A 16,918-nucleotide genomic window follows, 5' to 3' on the forward strand; every position below is an offset into this window, starting at 1 on the left:
CAGTCAGAAAATGGTGGGAGTCAGGATGTGTGGATCAACGCAAGGCTTGCGGCAACCCTGAAAGGCAATCGACCAGCATGTGCGCCGCCTCGCCCAGGCGCGGGCCGGGGCGTGAGAGCAGATCCATGCGGTCGGCATCGAGCTGGCAGACCTGGTGCTGGCGCAGCGCTCTCATGCCCGACCAGCCGGGCCGCTCGGCCAGGTTCATGAGGGATGCCGCCGGGCCGATGACGAGGTCGGGCGCGCCGCGCACCACCATCTCGGCGTTGACGCGCGGGAACAGCCCCAGGTCGCCGGGCACGATGTTGACCAGGCCCAGCCGCGCGATGGTCTCGCCGATGAAGCTGGCAGCGCTGGCCGCAGTCGGCCCCACGCCCACCTCGACATACACGCTGCGCCCGCGCAGGTGGGCCGGCATGCGGCGCGCGGCAGCGTCGAGTTCGCGGTCGATGCGCGCCACCAGTTCGGCCGCACGGGCCGATTCGCCGAGCGATTGGCCCACGCTGAGCAGCATGCGCTGGAGGTCGGCATGGGTGCGCGCATCGAACACCTGCACCGGCACGCCCAGGGCCGACAGGCGATCCCCTGCCCTGCTGCGTGGACCGAGCAGCACCATGTCGGGCCGCAGGGCCACGATGCGTTCGATCTGCGCATCCTGCAGGCCGCCGACCTTGGGCAGCTTGGCGACGGTGCCGGGCCAGCTGGAGTAGCGGTCGGTCCCGACCAGCTCGGCGCAGTGGCCGAGGGCGCAGACGGTTTCGGTGAGGGAGGGGGACAGGGTGATGATGCGGTGTTGTTGCTGTTGCGCGTGCGCCATGGGTGCTGCGAGACCACTGAGCAGGCCGAGCACCGCCAGTGCCGGCACGGTGGGGTGCAGCAGGCGGGTGCGGGTCATGGGCAGGGGTATCGGCATGGGTGCGTGCACAGCGTTCGGCATCAAATCAGATTAAATCAATGCTTCATCAGTCCTCGATGCCGCGCTGGGCGGGCACGCCGGCCTTGAAGTGGTGCTTGATGAGGGTCATCTCGGTGACGGTGTCGGCCAGCTCGATCAGCTCGGCCGGGGCGTTGCGGCCGGTGAGCACGACGTGCACGTGCGACGGGCGTTCGCGCAGGCAGGTGAGGATGGATTCGAGCGGGATCCAGCCGTAGCGCAGGGGGTACATGATCTCGTCGAGCACGACCATGAAGTGCGCGCCTGCGCGGATGGTGGTTTCGGCCTTGGCCCAGCCGTCGAGCGCGAGTTGTGCGGAGTGGTCGAGGTCGCGGCTCTTCCAGCTGAAGCCGTCGCCCAGGCCTTCGATGGGGACGCCGAGTTGTTCGAACAGGCGGTGTTCGCCGAAGCGGGCGGTGGGGACCTTCATGAACTGGTAGACCTTGATGGTCTTGCCACGGCCGTGGGCGCGCAGGGCGAGGCCGAAGGCGGCTGTGCTTTTGCCTTTGCCGGTGCCGGTGTGGACAAGGATCAGGCCTCGGCGTTCGCCTTGGGGTTTGGGGGTGTCGCGGAGGATGGGGGGGGATTCGATTTGCATGGGGTCTCGTTATTGACCTGGGGCCATGGTTACTTCGGTTGCGGCTTTGAGGCGGAGGCCGGGGTGTGCGCCCGGCGGCGCAGTAACTTTCTCTTGCTTCGCCAAGAGAAAGTCACCAAAGAGAAGGCGACCCCGCTGCCCGTGTCCCCCTCGCCGATGGCGAGGGGGCAACCTGCGATGCTCGGTCCTGGGGTGCGCCGAAGAACTCCCTGCGCTGCCTCTGCGAGGCAGCTCCGGTCAAACAGCTTCGGCGAGCCAGACAACGATGCGCGTGTCCTTCGGCACGCGCTCACCCCAGGCCCTGTGCTTCTCGGCACGGTCAGAAGGGGATGGGAGCGGGCTCCACTCGGGCCATTGCTTCGCTCGGCCCCAACTGCCTCGCTACGCTTCGGCCTGAGCAGAGCGATCGTGCCCAGGCGTCGGCAGCGCGCACCGCGCGCGCACCCGACCTGAGGCGTCACTGCGAAGCAGCAGCCGTTTTGTACCCGTTCCCCACCCCTGCTGGCTGCGCCGAGAAGCGCAGGAGCTGGGGTGGGCGTGTGTGCCGCAGGACACACACGCTTCGTGATCTGACTTGCCGCAGCTGTTTGAGCGGAGTTCGAAGAACGCAGCGAGTTCTGCGGCACCACCCCAGTTCCGAGCATCGCAGGTTGCCCCCATCGCCCACCGGGCGATGGGGGACGCAGACTGGGGGTCGCCTTTTCTTTGGTGACTTTCTTTTGGCGACGCAAAAGAAAGTTACTGCGCCGCCGGGCGCACACCCCGGCCTCCGCCTTCAAACCAACCCAAGAAGCGACCATGACCACCAAACTCAAGCCGCTTGATGCAACCGACGCTCAACGAACGCAGAGCCCTCAAGACGGCGCAACAACTTGGCCCCCGCCAACACACCCAGGTCCACCAGAGGCTCCAACAACACCACCGTCATGTAAGCAGCACCAAAAGTACCAATGCTCTCCAGATTTGCAGACCCAACCCCCGCACCATAAATAGCCCAGAACGCCACCCAGGCCACGATCCCCCCCTGGTAAGCCACAGACAACTTGAACGTCTGCGCATACGTCATGTCCACATACGCCATGCTCTCCGGCACGATGCGCTTGGCAATCGCAGCAGTGGCAAACAACGGCACCAGCAACGTCGTCACATTCATCCCGTACTGCGGCAAATCCTGCTGCGCAAAAAACACGCTCTGGATCAACAACCCCGCGGCCAATCCGATGCACGCAGGCGCAGCCCCAAACAGCAACAGCAACGTAGTGCCCAAAATCAAATGCACCTCCGACACCCCCACCGGGTGGTGCGGCAGCAACTCGAAGAACGCAAACACCAACGCCGTGGTGAACACCGAGCGCAACAGCAAAGCCACCACGCCCTCCTGCTTCACCATGTCCACCGCCAGCTTGCACGCATACAGCAGCGCCGTGGCCCCCGTCGCGTAGCTCAGGAAGATCTTGGTGGTATCCACCAGCCCGGGTTCGATGTGCATGTCACGACTCCTTGGTTGAAACAAAACAAAAAAAACTAAACAAAAAATCATCAGCGCGGCAACGCCACCCACTGCCCCAGCAGCGCGTGCACCGCGATGCGGTCGTCAAACACAGCCTCCAGCGCACGGTGCGTGGCGGGCTCATCACAGCCGCCCTGGTGCGTGACGCGGCCCTTGGCCATCACCACCATCTCATCGGCCTGCAGCGCCAGCGACACCTCGTGCAGCACGCTGACCACCGTGGCGCCGCCGGCCACCAGGGCGCGCACCGTGTGCAGCCAGTCCGTCTGGTGCGGCGGGTCCAGGTTGGCCAGGGGTTCGTCCATCAGCAGCACCTGCGCCTGCACCGCCAGCGCACGCGCCAGCAGCACACGCTGGCGCTCGCCGCCCGACAGCTGCGACAAGGGGCGGTCGCGCCAGTCCCAGGCCTGCGTGGTGCGCAGCGCCTGCTCCACGGCGGCGTGGTCGGCGGGCGATGGTGGGGCCAGCCAGGGCTGGTGCGGCAGGCGGCCCAGCATGGCCACGTCGTAACTCGTGAGGTCGTCGGCCGAGCCTTCGTTCTGGCCCAGCCAGGACAGTGTTCGCGCCCGCTCGCGCGCCGGCACCTGGGTGAGCGGGCGGCCGAGCAGCGCCACCTGGCCGTCGACCTGGCCGCGCGGCAGCAGGCCCGCCAGCACCTTGAGCAGCGTGGACTTGCCCGCGCCGTTGGGCCCGACGATGCTGGTCCAGCAGCCCGCGGGCAGGTGCAGGTCGATGCCGTGCAGCACCTCGGCGCCGCCCACGCGCACGGTCATGCCGTGGGCGCTCAATGCCGCGCCCGTCACAGGCTGCCTCCGCGTGCGGTGCGCCGGTGCATCAGCCACAGCAGGTAGGTGCCGCCCAGCGCGGCGGTGAGCACGCCCACGGGCAGCTCCTGCGGTGCCAGCATCCAGCGCGCGAGGATGTCGGCGGCCAGCAGCAGCACCGCGCCCATGAGGCTGGACAACAGGATGTGCCGCTCGTGCGTCACGCGCACGATGGAGCGCACCAGGTGCGGCGCGGCCAGGCCGACGAAAGCGATCAGCCCGGTCTGCGCCACGGCCGTGCCGGTGGCCAGCGCCATCGCGGCCACCAGGCCGGCGCGCATGGGGCCGAGCGGCAGGCCCAGGCTGGCGGCGGTGGATTCGCCCAAGGTCAGGCCGTCCAGCGCGCGCGCCAGCACCCAGGCCAGCAGTGCGCACAGGGCCCAGGCGGCCAGCATCAGGGTGCAGGCGATCCAGCCGACGAAGGCCGTGCTGCCCAGGATGAAGGCCTGCATGGCCTGCAGGATGTCGGGCGAGGCCAGCTCCACCAGGTCGCGCACGGCGCCCAGCACCACGCCCACGATCACGCCGGCCAGCAGCAGCCGCAGCGTGTGCTGCACGCCCTGGGCCAGCACCAGCGTCAGCACCACGGCCCCGGCGGCCCCGACGAAGGCCATGCCGGTGATGCCGATGCGTGCGATCCACTGCGCCGCCACTGGCGACACGCCGAACATCGCCATGGCCACCGCGCCGCCCAGCGCCGCGCCCGAGGCGCTGCCCAGCAGGTACGGGTCGGCCAGCGGGTTGCGGAACAGGCCCTGCGCCACCGCGCCGGCCAGGCCCAGCAGCGCGCCGGCCAGCCAGGCGCCCAGGGTGCGCGGCAGGCGGATGTCCCACACGATCTGGCGCGCCACGGGGTCGTCGCCCATGTGCACCAGGCTCTCCAGCCCCGTGCTGCCGACGGCGGTGCCCAGCACCAGCAGCAGCGCGCTGGCCAGGCCCAACCACAGCGCGCACCACGCGGCGCGGCGGGCGCCTGCGGCAGTGGGCATGGTCGGGTGGGGGGAAAGCGTCACCGGGCCTTCTCCACAAGGCACCGGGCCATGATGCGGGCGGCCTCGGCCATGCGCGGGCCGGGGCGCACCACCACTTCGGCATCGCCGGGGCCGAACACGCACACGCGGTTTTCGCGCACGGCGCGCATCGTGGACCAGCCGGGGTACGGCACCATGGTCTGCATGCTGCTGTTGCCGATCATCAGCACGTCGGGGTTGGCGCGCACCACGTATTCGGGGTTCAGGCGCGGGAAGGGGCCGAGCGATGCGGGCACCACGTTGCGCACGCCCAGGCGCGTGAGCGATTCGCCGATGAAGGACGACTCGCTGGCCGCATACGGGCCGCGGCTCACTTCGAAGTACACCCGCAGGTTGCGCGCCTTGGGCGGCAGCGATTGGGCTGCGGCCTGCACGGCGGCGTCGATGGTGCGCCACTGCCGGTCGGAGCCTTGCGCCCGGGGCACGCCCAGCAGGTCGCTGATGGTGCCCAGCACGCGGCGCACGTCGGCATGGGTCTTGGGTTCGAGCTGCACGACGGTGATACCGAGCGCCTGCAGCCGGTCGCTGGCGCGGGAACTGACGGACATGAGCACCACGTCGGGCTTGAGGGCCACGATGGCCTCGATGCTGGGGTCCAGGCCACCGCCGACCTTGGGCAGCTTGCCGATCACCGCCTCGGGCCAGTTGGAATAGCGGTCCGTGCCCACGATGCGGTGGCATTGGTCCAGCTCGCACACGCTCTCGGTCAGCGATGGCAGCAGGCTCACGATGCGCTGGGGCGGCTGCGCCAGCGCAATCTCGCGGCCCCGGTCGTCCTGGATGCGCACCGACTGCGCACGCGCCAGCCCCGCCATCAGCAGGCCCAGCGCAATGACGATGGCAATCACCCACAGGATGCGGCGCACGGGGGTCGGCTTCATGCGGCGGGCTCCTTCAAGGTGAGGGGCAGGCCCGCCGCCATCAGCGTGACGCGGGGGCACACCTGGGCCACCTGCTGGTTGAGGGCGCCCAGCGCATCGACAAAAGCGCGCACCTCGCGGCCCATCGGGATGACGCCCAGGCCGATTTCGTTGCCCACCAGGATGACGGGGCCGGGGGATGCGGCGATTGCTCCTAAAAACATAGCTGCCTGCGCTTGCCAGTTGCGCGACAGGGCCTGTTTTTGCTCCAAATTCATGCTCTCGGCGCCCAGGGGCATCGTCCACTGGGTGAGCCACAGCGTGAGGCAGTCCACCACCAGCAGGGTGTGCGCCGTGCTGCGCTGCGCGATGGCGGACGCTACATCGAGCGGCTCCTCCACGGTCACGAGGCCCGGCACGCGCTCGGCGCGGTCGCGCTGGTGGCGTGCGATGCGTTCGCGCATCTCGTCGTCCCAGGGCTGGCCGGTGGCGATCAGCACCGCGCGGTGGTCGGCGGACTGTGCCAGCCAGTCGCGCGCCAGCAGTTCGGCGCGGCGGGACTTGCCGCTTTTTTGGCCACCCAGGATGAGCTCGGTGGTGATGGCTTGCGAAGGGTGCGGTGCGGACATGGCCGTCATGATGCCTGCGCGCCCAGCAGTTGCGCCACGGCCTCGGGGCTGGAGGGGAACCAGGGGTGGAAGTAGCTCGCGTGGATGCTGCCGTGGTGGTACAGCGCCTCGCCGGCACCTGCCGCCACGGCCTCGCCCGATCGGGCCGTGCGCGCCACCACCGGCGCAGTGCTGGCGGCGGTGGAATAGTGAAAGGTGTGCCCGCGCAGCGTGTGCCGCCCGGCGACGGTCAGGTGCTGCGGCCCCAGCGCGGCCAGGCGCTTGTGCATGGTGACGTGGCCGGGCAGCAGGCCCCACAGTGGCGCCGTGGTGCCATCGGCCAGCGTGATGGCGTCGAACAGCGCCATCATGCCGCCGCATTCGGCCCACAGCGGCTTGCCGGCCGCGACGTGCGCGCGCAGGCTGGCCTGCATGGCGGTGTTGGCGGCGATCTGCGCGGTGTGCAGCTCGGGATAGCCGCCGGGCAGCCACACCGCGTCGCAGTCGGGCACTGCGGCGTCGTGCAGCGGCGAGAAATGCACCACGCGCGCGCCCAGTTGCGCCAGCGTGTGCAGGTTGGCCTCGTAGATGAAGCAGAACGCCGCATCGCGCGCCACGGCCACCGTGCGGCCTTGCAGCAGCAGCAGCGGCACGGCAGGCGGCTGCACGGGGGACGCAAAGTCCGTCACCCACCGCTGCAGGTCGGATGCCGTCATCTGGCCCAGCGGTGTCGCGGCCAGGGCATCGGCCGCGGCGTCCAGCCGTTCCAGGCTGTCGGGCAGTTCATGCGCCGCGACCAGGCCCAGGTGGCGCTCGGGCAGCAGCGCGCCGGGCTTGCCGGTGCCCGCGGTGGCCGCCGTTGCGCCGGGCTGCACGCGCGTCACCGCGCCCATCCAGTCGGCGTCATCGCGCAGGCCCTTGCGCAGCATTTCCGCATGGCGGGCGCTGCCCACGCGGTTGGCCAGCACGCCCGCCCAGCGCAGGCCCGGCCGGTAGTGCTGCAGGCCGAACGCCAGCGCGCCGAAGGTGCCCGCCATGGCCGATGCGTCGATGACGGCCAGCACCGGCAGGCCGAAGCGTTGGGCCAGGTCGGCCGCGCTCGGGTCGCCGTCGAACAGGCCCATCACCCCTTCGATCAGGATCAGGTCGGCCTCTTGCGCCGCGGCATGCAGGCGCTGCGCGCAGTCGTGCGCGCCGTTCATCCACAGGTCCAGCTGGTGCACCGGCGCGCCACTGGCCAGGCGGTGCCAGTGGGGGTCCAGAAAGTCGGGCCCGCACTTGAAGACCCGCACCCGTCGGCCCCGGCGCGCATGCAGGCGCGCCAGGGCCGCGGTGACGGTGGTCTTGCCCTGGCCTGATGCAGGGGCGGCGATCAATATTGCCGGACAGCGTGCCGGGGTGACCATTCTTCGGGCTTCTCTCTCTGCTCTCTCTCGTTGATGTTTGGGCTTACTGCGGCGCCCACTTCACGCCTACGTACGCGGTGCGTCCGGCTGTGGCGTAGGTGCGAGCCAGCTCGTAGTGCTTGTCACCCACGTTGTCCACGCGCGCCACCAGCGTGAAGTCGCGGGCGATGCGGGTGCTGGCGTACAGGTTGACCAGCGTGTAGCCGCCCAGCACGTTGGTGTTGGCCACCGTGTCGAAGCGGCGGCCCGAGGCCTGCACCTCGGCGCCCACGGTCCAGCCCGCGAGCTGCGTGTCGGCGCCCAGCGTGCCGTGGCGCTTGGCGCGGCGGGCCAGTTGCTTGCCGGTGTCCAGGTCGCGCGGGTCCTGCAGGTCGAGCGAGCCGCGCAGCTGCACGCCGCCGAGCACACCTGCCAGGCGGTACGAGCCTGCAAAGGTCACGCCCTTGTACTCGGCGCGCGCGGTGTTCACGTAGCAGCCGAAGGGCGATGGGCACGGGCCGGGCGCGCCGAAGGAGATCAGGTCCTGCACGCGGTTGCGGTACACGGTGGCCGAGAAGCTGTTGCTGCCCTGCGCCCAGCGCAGGCCCACCTCGGCATTGCGGCTGCTTTCGGGCTTGAGCGAGCCCACGCCGTATTCGCTGAAGCGCTGGTACAGCGTGGGCGCGCGGAACGCCGTGCCCACCGACGCGGTGGCGCGCCACTGCGGCGCAAAGGTATAGCCGTAGGCCAGGCTGCCGGTGCCCTTGCCGCCGAACTCGCTGTCGGAGTCATGGCGCACATTGGCCTGCAGCGTGTGGCCGCCGGCTGTGTAGCCGTAGCCCAGGGCGATGGCGTCCTGCGAGCGCGAGCGGTCGATGGGGGCGTTCTGGAGGTTGTCTTCGCGCCGCTCCAGCGCGGCCGTGACCAGGTGTGCATCCTGGCGCCATTCGTTCTGGAACAGGTAGCCGCGCAGGTGCGTCTCGCTCAGGTACACCGAGGGCGTGGTTTCGTACTGGTCGCGCGAGTCGGTGACCTGCAGGCGCGTCTTGTATGCGGTGGTCCACTGCGCCTGCCAGGTCAGGCCCAGCGCGTGCAGCTGGTGCTGGTTGCGGTCGTCCTTGCCCAGGCCGTTGTCGTAGCCGCTGTCCAGGTCGTTGGCGAGCAGCGTGGCGTCCAGGCGGTGCGCGGCATTGATCTGCAGGCCCAGGCGCGCGTTGGCCGACGTGCTCTCGTAGCCGTCGCGGTCGGGGTTTTGCGTGGCCACCGTGCGGGCGTTGAAGCCCTTGCTTTTCTCGCGCGCAATGCCGAGCGCGTAGTCGATGGTGCCGGTGGCGCCGCTCACGCCGGCTTCAATCTTGGTGGTGCTGTGGCTGCCCACGCCGATGCCCACGTACGGCGCCACACCGTTTTCACCGCGCTTGGTGAAGATCTGGATCACGCCGCCCATGGCGTCCGAGCCGTAGACCGCGCCCGCCGGACCGCGCAGCACTTCGATGCGGTCGATCTGCGCAAGGGGAATGGCCTCCCACGCGGCGCCGCCGGTGGACTGCGAGTCGATGCGCACGCCGTCGATGTACACCGCGGTGAAGCGGGATTCCGCACCGCGCAAAAACACGCCCGTGGTCGTGCCCGGCCCGCCGTTGCGAGAGAACTCGATGCCCGGCACGCGCGCCAGCACATCGGCCAGGCCCGTGGCGCCGCTGGTCTCGATGGTGTCGCGGTCGATCACCGTCACATCGGCCACCAGGTCGGACAGCGGCTGCGGCGTGCGGGTGGCGGTCACCACCGTCTCGGTGAGCGACGGCGCGCGCAGGTTCTGCGCGATCTGCACCGGGCTGCCGGCCTCGCTGTTCGGCGCTGGCTGCACCTGGGCCTGCGCAGAACAGGCGGCCACAACGGCCATGGCGGCCAGGGCCGGCTGCAGACACAGCGGCGCTGCAATGCGCGCACGAGGGGTACGGATTTTCATGGGGATCATCGTCAACAAACAAAACCCGAGCCGGCCTCCCCGCCAGCAGATGGGTGATACGGCTGCGCTTTGCCCAAAAAAGGCGTGGGCGCAGCCACCGTGTTGGCCGGTATCCGGGCTGGCGGAACGCCCTCCAACGCCTTCCCACACGCTTGTTCAAGGCGCACAGTGGCTTGTGATGGAGAGAGAATCGGGTGATTCGTCCGCTGACCGTTGCGGGGGCAGCGCAGGCTCGGCGTGCCATGCGTGGCACGCCTCCCTGCTTCCCGTTGAACTGCGGCATGTGAACCACACCGCGAGCACCAACCTCGGGATTTTACGGCCGATTACAAACCGCCACCCTACAATCGGGGGCTCTATGGCAACACCATCGACCACCGACCAGATCGCCGAACGCGTTGAACGCCTGCTGCTGCGCCACGCGGAACTGCAGCGCACCAACGCGCTGCTGGCCGACCAGGTGGCAGCCCTCACGCAGGAGCGCGATTCGCTCAAGTCCCGCCTTTCGGCCGCGCGGGCCCGGGTGGACGCCCTGCTGGAGCGCCTGCCCGCCGCAGCCCCTGCCACGAAAGAATCCGAATGAAGCAAATCGAGGTGCAGATCCTGCAGCAAAGCTACCTGCTGACCTGCCCCGAAGGCCACGAAAGCCGCCTGCTGGACGCCGTGGAACGGGTGGACACGGCCATGACCCGCATCCGCGATGCCGGCAAGGTGCGTGCCCGCGAGCGCATCGCCGTGCTGGCAGCCCTGAACCTCGCATTCGAGATCGCCGACCGCGAAGCGGCCGACCTGGCAGCCGCCACCGCCCGGCCCGCGGTGGACACCGCCCCCGCCCAGCCAGCGGCCACTGCCGCGGCGACGACAGCGGCCTCTTCCTCGGCCCCGCTGCCCGCCGCCGACGACCAGCGGCTGCAGTCGCTGGTGCAGCAACTGGACCACGTGCTGGGCGAAGACGGCCGGCTTCTCTGAGCGGCCTGGTGCGCGCAGGCTGGCGCGCAAAGATTGGCACACAAAGATTAGTGCGCCAACGCGGCGCGCCCGCCCCGCATCCAGGCGTTGCCCAAGCGCCGCCGCACCGAAGCCATCCAGCGCACCGCGCGCGGTGCATCGCCTTACGGTCTTTACAAAACCGTCTTTCAGCGCAGGGCCCGGGCAGCGCCTACAATGGACGTGTCTGCGATGCCGCCGGGCTTTATATTTCCTTGAACCAATGCTCATTGAGCTCGGGCTTGGTACATCGTCCGGTGAGCGTGATCATCTCGCGTCAGATGAACCCAACACTTGGCTGCCCTCGCCCACCTGAACCCCCGGTTCAGGATGAGGGTTCGGTGGCAATCGCAGACACCTTATTCCCCATGCCCCTGTCACCCCGCCGCCCGGCTGCACTGCGGCGGCGACAGGGCACAGGCTTGGCGGCCGTGCCGCCCTCACGCTTTCCTTTTGCGCCATGCTGGACCCTCTTCTGATCGTTGAACTTGGTGTCCTGGGCCTGGCGACGGGCTTTCTCGCGGGCCTGCTGGGCATTGGCGGCGGCATGCTGCTGGTGCCGTTCCTGACCTACATCCTCGGCGCGCGGCAGGTGTCGCCCGATCTGGCGGTGAAGATGGCGATCGCCACCTCCATGGCGACGATCATGTTCACGTCGATCTCGAGCGTGCGCGCCCACCACAAGCGCGGCGCGGTGCGCTGGGACATCGCCCGGCGCCTCGCGCCCGGCATCGTGCTGGGGGGCTTCATCGCCAGCCTGGGCGTGTTCGCGCTGCTCAAGGGCTCGTTCCTGGCCATCTTCTTCGCGCTGTTCGTGAGCTTCTCGGCCACGCAGATGTTCCTGGACAAGAAGCCCGCCCCCACACGCCAGATGCCCGGCGGCGCGGGCCAGGTGGCCGCGGGCGGCGTGATCGGCTTCCTGTCGGGCCTGGTGGGTGCCGGCGGCGGCTTTGTGAGCGTGCCCTTCATGACCTGGTGCAACGTGCCCATCCACAACGCCGTGGCCACCAGCGCTGCGCTGGGTTTTCCGATCGCGCTGGCCAACGTGGTGGGCTACGCCATCAGCGGCCAGGCGGTGGAAGGCCTGCCCCCCGCATCGCTGGGCTACATCTGGCTGCCGGCCCTGGCCGTGATCGCCACCTGCAGCGTGCTCACGGCCCCGCTGGGCGCCAAGGCAGCGCACAACCTGCCCGTCAAGCAGCTCAAGCGCGTGTTCGCCACGCTGCTGTTCGGGCTGGCGGCGTACATGCTCTGGAAGGGGCTGGCCGCGTCCTGACCGGGGCTGGGCTGGCCGCCGGGCGGCTGCGGGCTACGGCGCAGCAAGAGCGTACCTGCGAGAGCAGCACGCTACCATATTGATAGCTGCTTGCGCTGATCCATCAAGCGGTAGCGGCATTTTTTGCATTGAATTCACCTGCGGGACCAGGCCACTGGACCCGCATGCAACGGCGCAGTGGCACAGCGCAGCGACCGCACAGGCGCCCCGCGCGCACTCTGCGCCCCCACGCCAACGCTCAGATCTGAAGTCCGTCGCGCCGGCCCTGCGCCTTGAGCGGCAACGGCTTGCCCAGCATGGCGCGAAACTCCGGCGCGGGCAGGCCCGGTGCGCACAGAAACCCCTGGTAATGGTCGCACTGCATCTGCAGCAGCACGGCCTGCTGGGTTTCGGTCTCCACCCCCTCGGCCACCACCTCGATGTGCAGCGCACGGCCCATGCTGATGATGGCGCTCACGATGGCCCGGTCGCCGTCGTCGTCGGGCAGGCCGCGCACGAAGGACTGGTCGATCTTGAGCTTGCTGATCGGCAGCTTCTTGAGGTACGCCAGGCTCGAATACCCCGTGCCGAAGTCATCGATGGCCAGGCCGATGCCCAGGCCCGCCAGCACACGCAGGCGCTGCTCCATCTCCAGCGCGTCCTGCAGCAAGATGGTTTCGGTCAGCTCCAGCTCCAGCAGCGTGGGCGGCAGCTGGTGCACGGCCAGCAGGCGCGTGATGCGGTCCACGAAGTCGGGCTGGCGGAACTCCAGCGCCGACACGTTCACCGAGATCACGATGGGCATGCCGCTGTGCATCCACTGCGCGGCCTCGCGCACAGCCTGCTCCATGACCCAGGCGCCCAGCGTCACGATGTAGCCCGACTCCTCGGCCAGCGGAATGAACTGCCCGGGCGACACCGCGCCGAATTCGGGGTCCGTCCAGCGGATCAGCGCCTCGGCCCCGGTGATGCGGCCGGTGGCCATGTTGACCTGCGGCTGGTAGTGCACGGCCATGCGGTCCTGCCCCAGCGCCTGGCGCATCGCGTGCTCCATCTGCATGCGCGACAGCAGGTTGGCGTTCATCTGCGGCTGGTAGAAGCCGTAGCTGCCCCGGCCGCGCTCCTTGACGCGGTACATGGCCGTGTCCGCCTGCTTGATGAGCTCGTCGAGCGTGGTGCCGTCCTGCGGGTACAGCGCCATGCCGATGCTGCACTGGATCGAAAAGCCCATGCCGTCGAGCATGAAGGGCTTGAGCATGTCGTCCAGGATGCGGCGGGCCACGCTCTCGGCCACCACCGCGTCGCCGCCGTGCAAGTAGATCACGAACTCGTCGCCCCCCAGCCGGCACAGCATGTCCGTCTGGCGCAGGCAGGCCTGCAGGCGCTCGGCCACCAGTTGCAACACCCGGTCGCCGAAGGGGTGGCCCAGCGAGTCGTTGATGATCTTGAAACGGTCCAGGTCCAGGAACAGGATGGCAAAGCCGGTGTCGCTCTGGCGCGCGCCCTGGATGGCCGTGTCCACCCGCTGCGACAGCAGCAGGCGGTTGGGCAGTCCGGTCAGCACGTCGCTGTAGGCCAGCTCTTCGATGCGCTTTTGCGCGGCGTGCTGCAGCGTCAAGTCGCGCATGAAGCCGATGCTCTGCACCAGCCGGCCTTCGTCGTCGCGCAGCGCCACCCACGACAGCTGCACCGCGCAGTACGCGCCGCTGTCACGGGGCAGCCACAGCTCGCCCTCCCAGAAGCCGTCGCGCGCCCAGCCCTCCAGCACCTGTTCCATGAAGGCGATATCGGTGCCGCCGCCGAACAGCGACGACGCCATGCAGCCTTCGAAAGACTTGGCCGACGGCCCGACCAGGCGCTCGCACCCCGGGTTCATGCGCAGCACGCGGTGCTGGCTGTCGGCGATGAAGATCGCGTCCAGGCTGGACTCGAACACCCGGGCCGCCAGGCGCAGGCTGGCCTGGATCTCGGTCTGGCGGGTGATGTCGCGGTACGAATACACCCGGCCCACCGGACGGCCCTGGCTGAACTGCGGCACCGAGCGCAACTCCAGCACCACGCCGCTTTTGAGCGTGAGGATGTCGGTGCTCTCCTGCATGGGCTCGCGGGCAATGGCGGCCATGCGGTCGGTGTACGCCGCGGCGTCCTGCACCTGGGCGGCCATGTGCGCGTAGACCGCGGCATCGTCGCGCTCCAGCAGCAACTCCCGCGGAATGCCCCACAGCTGCGCCAGGCGCTGGTTGAACGCACGCACCTGGCCGTGCAGATTGCACACCAGCATGCCGTCGGCGGCCGAGTCGAGCGTGGCCCGCAGCTCGGACAGCAGGGTTTCCAGCTCGCGCTCGGTGGCCGCCTGGATGCTGCGGTCCAGCATGGTCACCATGAAGATCGTGCCGCCATCGGGGCCGTTGGGCACGCGGCTCACCTGCCGGTTCACGGGCACCAGGCTGCCGTCGGCCCGCAAAAGGCTGGTGTGCGAATGGATGCCATCGGCCACCACCTGGGCGGGCTCGCCCCAGAAGGCGACGTCCTGCGGCGTGGATGCCAGGCCCAGCACGGACGTGCCCACCATCGCGGCCACCGGTGCGCCCGCCAGGCGTTCCGCGGCGGCGTTGGCGCGCAGGATCAGCAGGCTGGATTCATCCACCAGCCACACGGCTTCCTGCAAGCCGTCGAGCCAGCCGTGGGATTGCACGACCGTCACGCGCCGGCCTCTTCGGGGCCGGGGTTGACCGCTCGCTCGAAAAAGTAGCAGATGCGCTGCCGCGGCGACAGGTAGTCCAGCGCGTCGCGCGGCAACTGCGCCGGCTTGAGGCTGCGGCGGATGCCCAGCTCCGGCACGGTTTCCAGGTCCAGGATCGGCGCTTCTTCCTTGGGGATGCGCGAGTCGTGCACGATGACCTTGGGCCGCAGCGGGCGCGACGAGTTGACCGACGCGACGATGGCATACCGGTCGTTGACCAGCTGCACGATGGACCCCGGCGGGTACACGCCCATCATGCGGATGAAGGCCCCCAGCACGACAGAGTCGAACTTGGACTTGAGCTGCGCGAAGATGACCGACAGCGCCTCGTGCGGCGTGAGTGCATCCACGCCGTTGGCGGGGTTGCACATGCGGTCGTAGCGGTTGACCAGGGCCAGCACCTGGCTGGCGCGCCCGAGGTCCGGGCCCGACAGGCGCAGCGGGAACCCGCTGCCGTCGACCATTTCATGGTGCCGCGCCACGGCGGTGAGCACCGTGTCCGGAAAGCCCATGCGCATGGCGAATGCCACCGACTCCCCCACATGGGTCTCGTAGCGCGAGCGTTCCATCGGGATCATCGACGGCGTGACCTGCCGCAGGTTGGGCGGCAGCTTGAGCTTGCCCATGTCATGGATCAGCGCCGCGACGCCCAGGTCGTGCAGCTCCACGCTCTTCATGCCCAGGGCGCGGCCCAGCAGCAACGAGATGACCATGACGTTGATGGGGTGCAGGGCATTGCGCTCGCCCACGCCCTCGGACAGCAGCCGGATCACCGAGTCGCCGTTTTCCAGCAGCTCGGACACGCAGCCCGACACCAGCGCATCGCCCTTGGTGCGCGCCTGGTCCGGGTGTTCGGACACCACGCGCTCCATGGCCTGGTACTGGCGCGTGGCCTCGCCAAAGCGCTGGTCGCAGGCGGCCAGGGCGCGGTTTTGCGCCTCCAGCAATGCCCGCCTGCGCAGCGCCTCGGGGTCGGCCGCGGGGGCGCCGCCCGCCGCGTCCACCCCGGGGGCGGCGGGCGCGGGCATTTCGGGCACGCGCCAGGCCGCAGGCACCAGCTCGCGCTGGTCGGGGTCGCTCTTCTTGGGAACGTAGCGCACCTCGGTCAGGCCGAGCTCGCGCAAGGTGGCGATCTGCTCGATCGACGCCACGCGAAAACTGCTGACCGGAAACGGATGGTGCATCCAGCCCACATCGAGCTGGATGTACATGCCGACCCGCAGTTGGCTGATGTCGATGAGGATGGAAGAGTTCACTTCAAGGGCGCGAAACATGGAGACGTGAATGCCACCAATGGTTACACAGATTATCGCCCTAAGCCTGCGTGATCAATTCGTTGCTGCCGCGCAGATGCGACACCACAACACTTCATGCCGCACGCCCTGCCGCTACAGTGCAGTGATTACCCTCACGGGCTGCCGTGGCGGCCCGGCTGCCGCACCGCCCCCCCCGCGGCACCTGACCCCGCAGCACTTTTCACGACTGGCTACCGGCACCAGAGGGACGGCTTGTAGACCAGATCCATCCAGAGCGCCCAGCCGGCCACCGCGCAGAGCAGGCCGCCGGCCACCCGCGTGCCCCCATCGGCGCGCCAGGTATGGAGCCGCGCCCGGAGCCGGCCCCATGCCCAGGGGCCGGCGGCCAGCCAGAGGCCGCTGCCCACGCCAAAAAGCGCCATGGCCAGCGCCCCTTGCACCGGACCGCCACTGAGCGCGGCCACCAGCAAGGCCGAATACAGCAGCCCGCAGGGCATCAGCGCCCACAGGAAACCCGCCAGCAGCACGCCCCCCGGGGCCTGGACCAGCGGGCGCACACGCGCCCACACCGCCCGGCCCGCTTGCTCCACCCACTGCGGCTGGCGTGCCTGCACCATGAGCATCAGGCCCCAGGCCATCACCGCCACATGGGCCAGGGTCCAGGCGGGGCGCAGCGCCATGGTGTGCTGGGTCAGCCATGCCAGGCTGTCCATGGCCAGGGCCGCGAGGGCGCCTGCCAGGGCATAGCCCGCCAGCCGGCCCGCGTGAAACGCCGCCGTGCGCTGCACCACGCCACCGCGCGGCAACCACCGCACCGGCTGCGCCACGGCACCCGCCGCAGGCCCGCCCCCCTGCCCCACTAGCGCCCCACAGGGCGCCGCACACATTGCCAGGCAATGGGACCCGCCGGCAAGACCCATGAGCAGGGCGGTCGAAGCTACCGTGAGCAGCATGGTGG

Annotated in this window: 15 protein-coding genes and 1 riboswitch; of the genes, 3 read left to right on the plus strand and 12 right to left on the minus strand. The window is 69.3% G+C overall.

Features of this window, described 5'->3' with window-relative positions; all coding sequences use genetic code 11:
- Window positions 1–34: 34 nt before the first annotated feature.
- From ASG27_RS16340 to ASG27_RS16380, 9 genes are all read right to left on the minus strand, one after another.
- Window positions 35–895 (minus strand): ABC transporter substrate-binding protein, encoded by an 861-nt coding sequence (locus ASG27_RS16340; RefSeq protein WP_235504063.1) that lies wholly within the window; start codon window positions 893–895, stop codon window positions 35–37.
- A 67-nt stretch (window positions 896–962) separates the two neighbouring features.
- Complete coding sequence (gene cobO, locus ASG27_RS16345) at window positions 963–1,532, minus strand: cob(I)yrinic acid a,c-diamide adenosyltransferase (protein ID WP_056169549.1); 570 nt, start codon at window positions 1,530–1,532, stop codon at window positions 963–965.
- Between the two features lie 811 nt (window positions 1,533–2,343).
- Entirely contained in the window at window positions 2,344–3,021 is a 678-nt protein-coding gene (locus ASG27_RS16350; protein ID WP_056418533.1) for an energy-coupling factor ABC transporter permease, read from the minus strand.
- A 50-nt stretch (window positions 3,022–3,071) separates the two neighbouring features.
- Window positions 3,072–3,815, minus strand: a complete 744-nt coding sequence (locus ASG27_RS16355; protein ID WP_056418536.1) for an ABC transporter ATP-binding protein — start codon at window positions 3,813–3,815, stop codon at window positions 3,072–3,074.
- 26 nt (window positions 3,816–3,841) lie between these two features.
- The gene (locus ASG27_RS16360) at window positions 3,842–4,855 is read right to left on the minus strand and encodes a FecCD family ABC transporter permease (protein ID WP_056418539.1); all 1,014 of its coding nucleotides are present in this window, start codon (window positions 4,853–4,855) and stop codon (window positions 3,842–3,844) included.
- Window positions 4,856–4,875: 20 nt separating this feature from the next.
- Window positions 4,876–5,778: an ABC transporter substrate-binding protein gene (locus ASG27_RS16365; RefSeq protein ID WP_056418542.1), complete on the minus strand. Its 903-nt coding sequence runs from the start codon at window positions 5,776–5,778 to the stop codon at window positions 4,876–4,878.
- Window positions 5,775–6,395, minus strand: coding sequence for a bifunctional adenosylcobinamide kinase/adenosylcobinamide-phosphate guanylyltransferase (locus ASG27_RS16370; protein ID WP_056418544.1), 621 nt, complete (start codon window positions 6,393–6,395; stop codon window positions 5,775–5,777). The genes ASG27_RS16365 and ASG27_RS16370 overlap by 4 nt, the downstream gene beginning before the upstream one ends.
- Entirely contained in the window at window positions 6,392–7,771 is a 1,380-nt protein-coding gene (locus ASG27_RS16375; RefSeq protein WP_056418548.1) for a cobyrinate a,c-diamide synthase, read from the minus strand. Before ASG27_RS16375 ends, ASG27_RS16370 begins: the two co-directional genes overlap by 4 nt.
- A 43-nt stretch (window positions 7,772–7,814) precedes the next feature.
- Window positions 7,815–9,719 (minus strand): TonB-dependent receptor domain-containing protein, encoded by a 1,905-nt coding sequence (locus ASG27_RS16380; RefSeq protein ID WP_056419131.1) that lies wholly within the window; start codon window positions 9,717–9,719, stop codon window positions 7,815–7,817.
- A gap of 87 nt (window positions 9,720–9,806) precedes the next feature.
- A riboswitch (cobalamin riboswitch) is annotated at window positions 9,807–10,041 on the minus strand.
- Window positions 10,042–10,077: 36 nt separating this feature from the next.
- On the opposite strand from ASG27_RS16380, the gene ASG27_RS16385 reads away from it, so the two are divergent.
- The 3 genes from ASG27_RS16385 to ASG27_RS16395 all read left to right on the plus strand — a co-directional run bounded on the left by ASG27_RS16385 (window position 10,078) and on the right by ASG27_RS16395 (window position 11,982).
- The gene (locus ASG27_RS16385) at window positions 10,078–10,302 is read left to right on the plus strand and encodes a hypothetical protein (RefSeq protein ID WP_056169572.1); all 225 of its coding nucleotides are present in this window, start codon (window positions 10,078–10,080) and stop codon (window positions 10,300–10,302) included.
- Window positions 10,299–10,688, plus strand: a complete 390-nt coding sequence (locus ASG27_RS16390) for a cell division protein ZapA (protein WP_056418551.1) — start codon at window positions 10,299–10,301, stop codon at window positions 10,686–10,688. The genes ASG27_RS16385 and ASG27_RS16390 overlap by 4 nt, the downstream gene beginning before the upstream one ends.
- 478 nt (window positions 10,689–11,166) lie before the next feature.
- On the plus strand, window positions 11,167–11,982 hold the full coding sequence (locus ASG27_RS16395) for a sulfite exporter TauE/SafE family protein (RefSeq protein WP_056169577.1): 816 nt from the start codon (window positions 11,167–11,169) through the stop codon (window positions 11,980–11,982).
- 238 nt (window positions 11,983–12,220) lie between these two features.
- Here ASG27_RS16395 and ASG27_RS16400 read toward each other — a convergent pair whose 3' ends face one another.
- From ASG27_RS16400 to ASG27_RS16410, 3 genes are all read right to left on the minus strand, one after another.
- The gene (locus ASG27_RS16400) at window positions 12,221–14,665 is read right to left on the minus strand and encodes a sensor domain-containing protein (protein WP_056418554.1); all 2,445 of its coding nucleotides are present in this window, start codon (window positions 14,663–14,665) and stop codon (window positions 12,221–12,223) included.
- Window positions 14,662–15,978 (minus strand): HD-GYP domain-containing protein, encoded by a 1,317-nt coding sequence (locus tag ASG27_RS16405; protein ID WP_056418557.1) that lies wholly within the window; start codon window positions 15,976–15,978, stop codon window positions 14,662–14,664. The genes ASG27_RS16400 and ASG27_RS16405 overlap by 4 nt, the downstream gene beginning before the upstream one ends.
- A gap of 212 nt (window positions 15,979–16,190) precedes the next feature.
- Window positions 16,191–16,913 (minus strand): sulfite exporter TauE/SafE family protein, encoded by a 723-nt coding sequence (locus ASG27_RS16410; RefSeq protein WP_056418560.1) that lies wholly within the window; start codon window positions 16,911–16,913, stop codon window positions 16,191–16,193.
- Between the last annotated feature and the right edge of the window lie 5 nt (window positions 16,914–16,918).

The sequence above is a fragment of the Acidovorax sp. Leaf191 genome, from assembly GCF_001424425.1.
GTDB lineage: Bacteria > Pseudomonadota > Gammaproteobacteria > Burkholderiales > Burkholderiaceae_C > Acidovorax.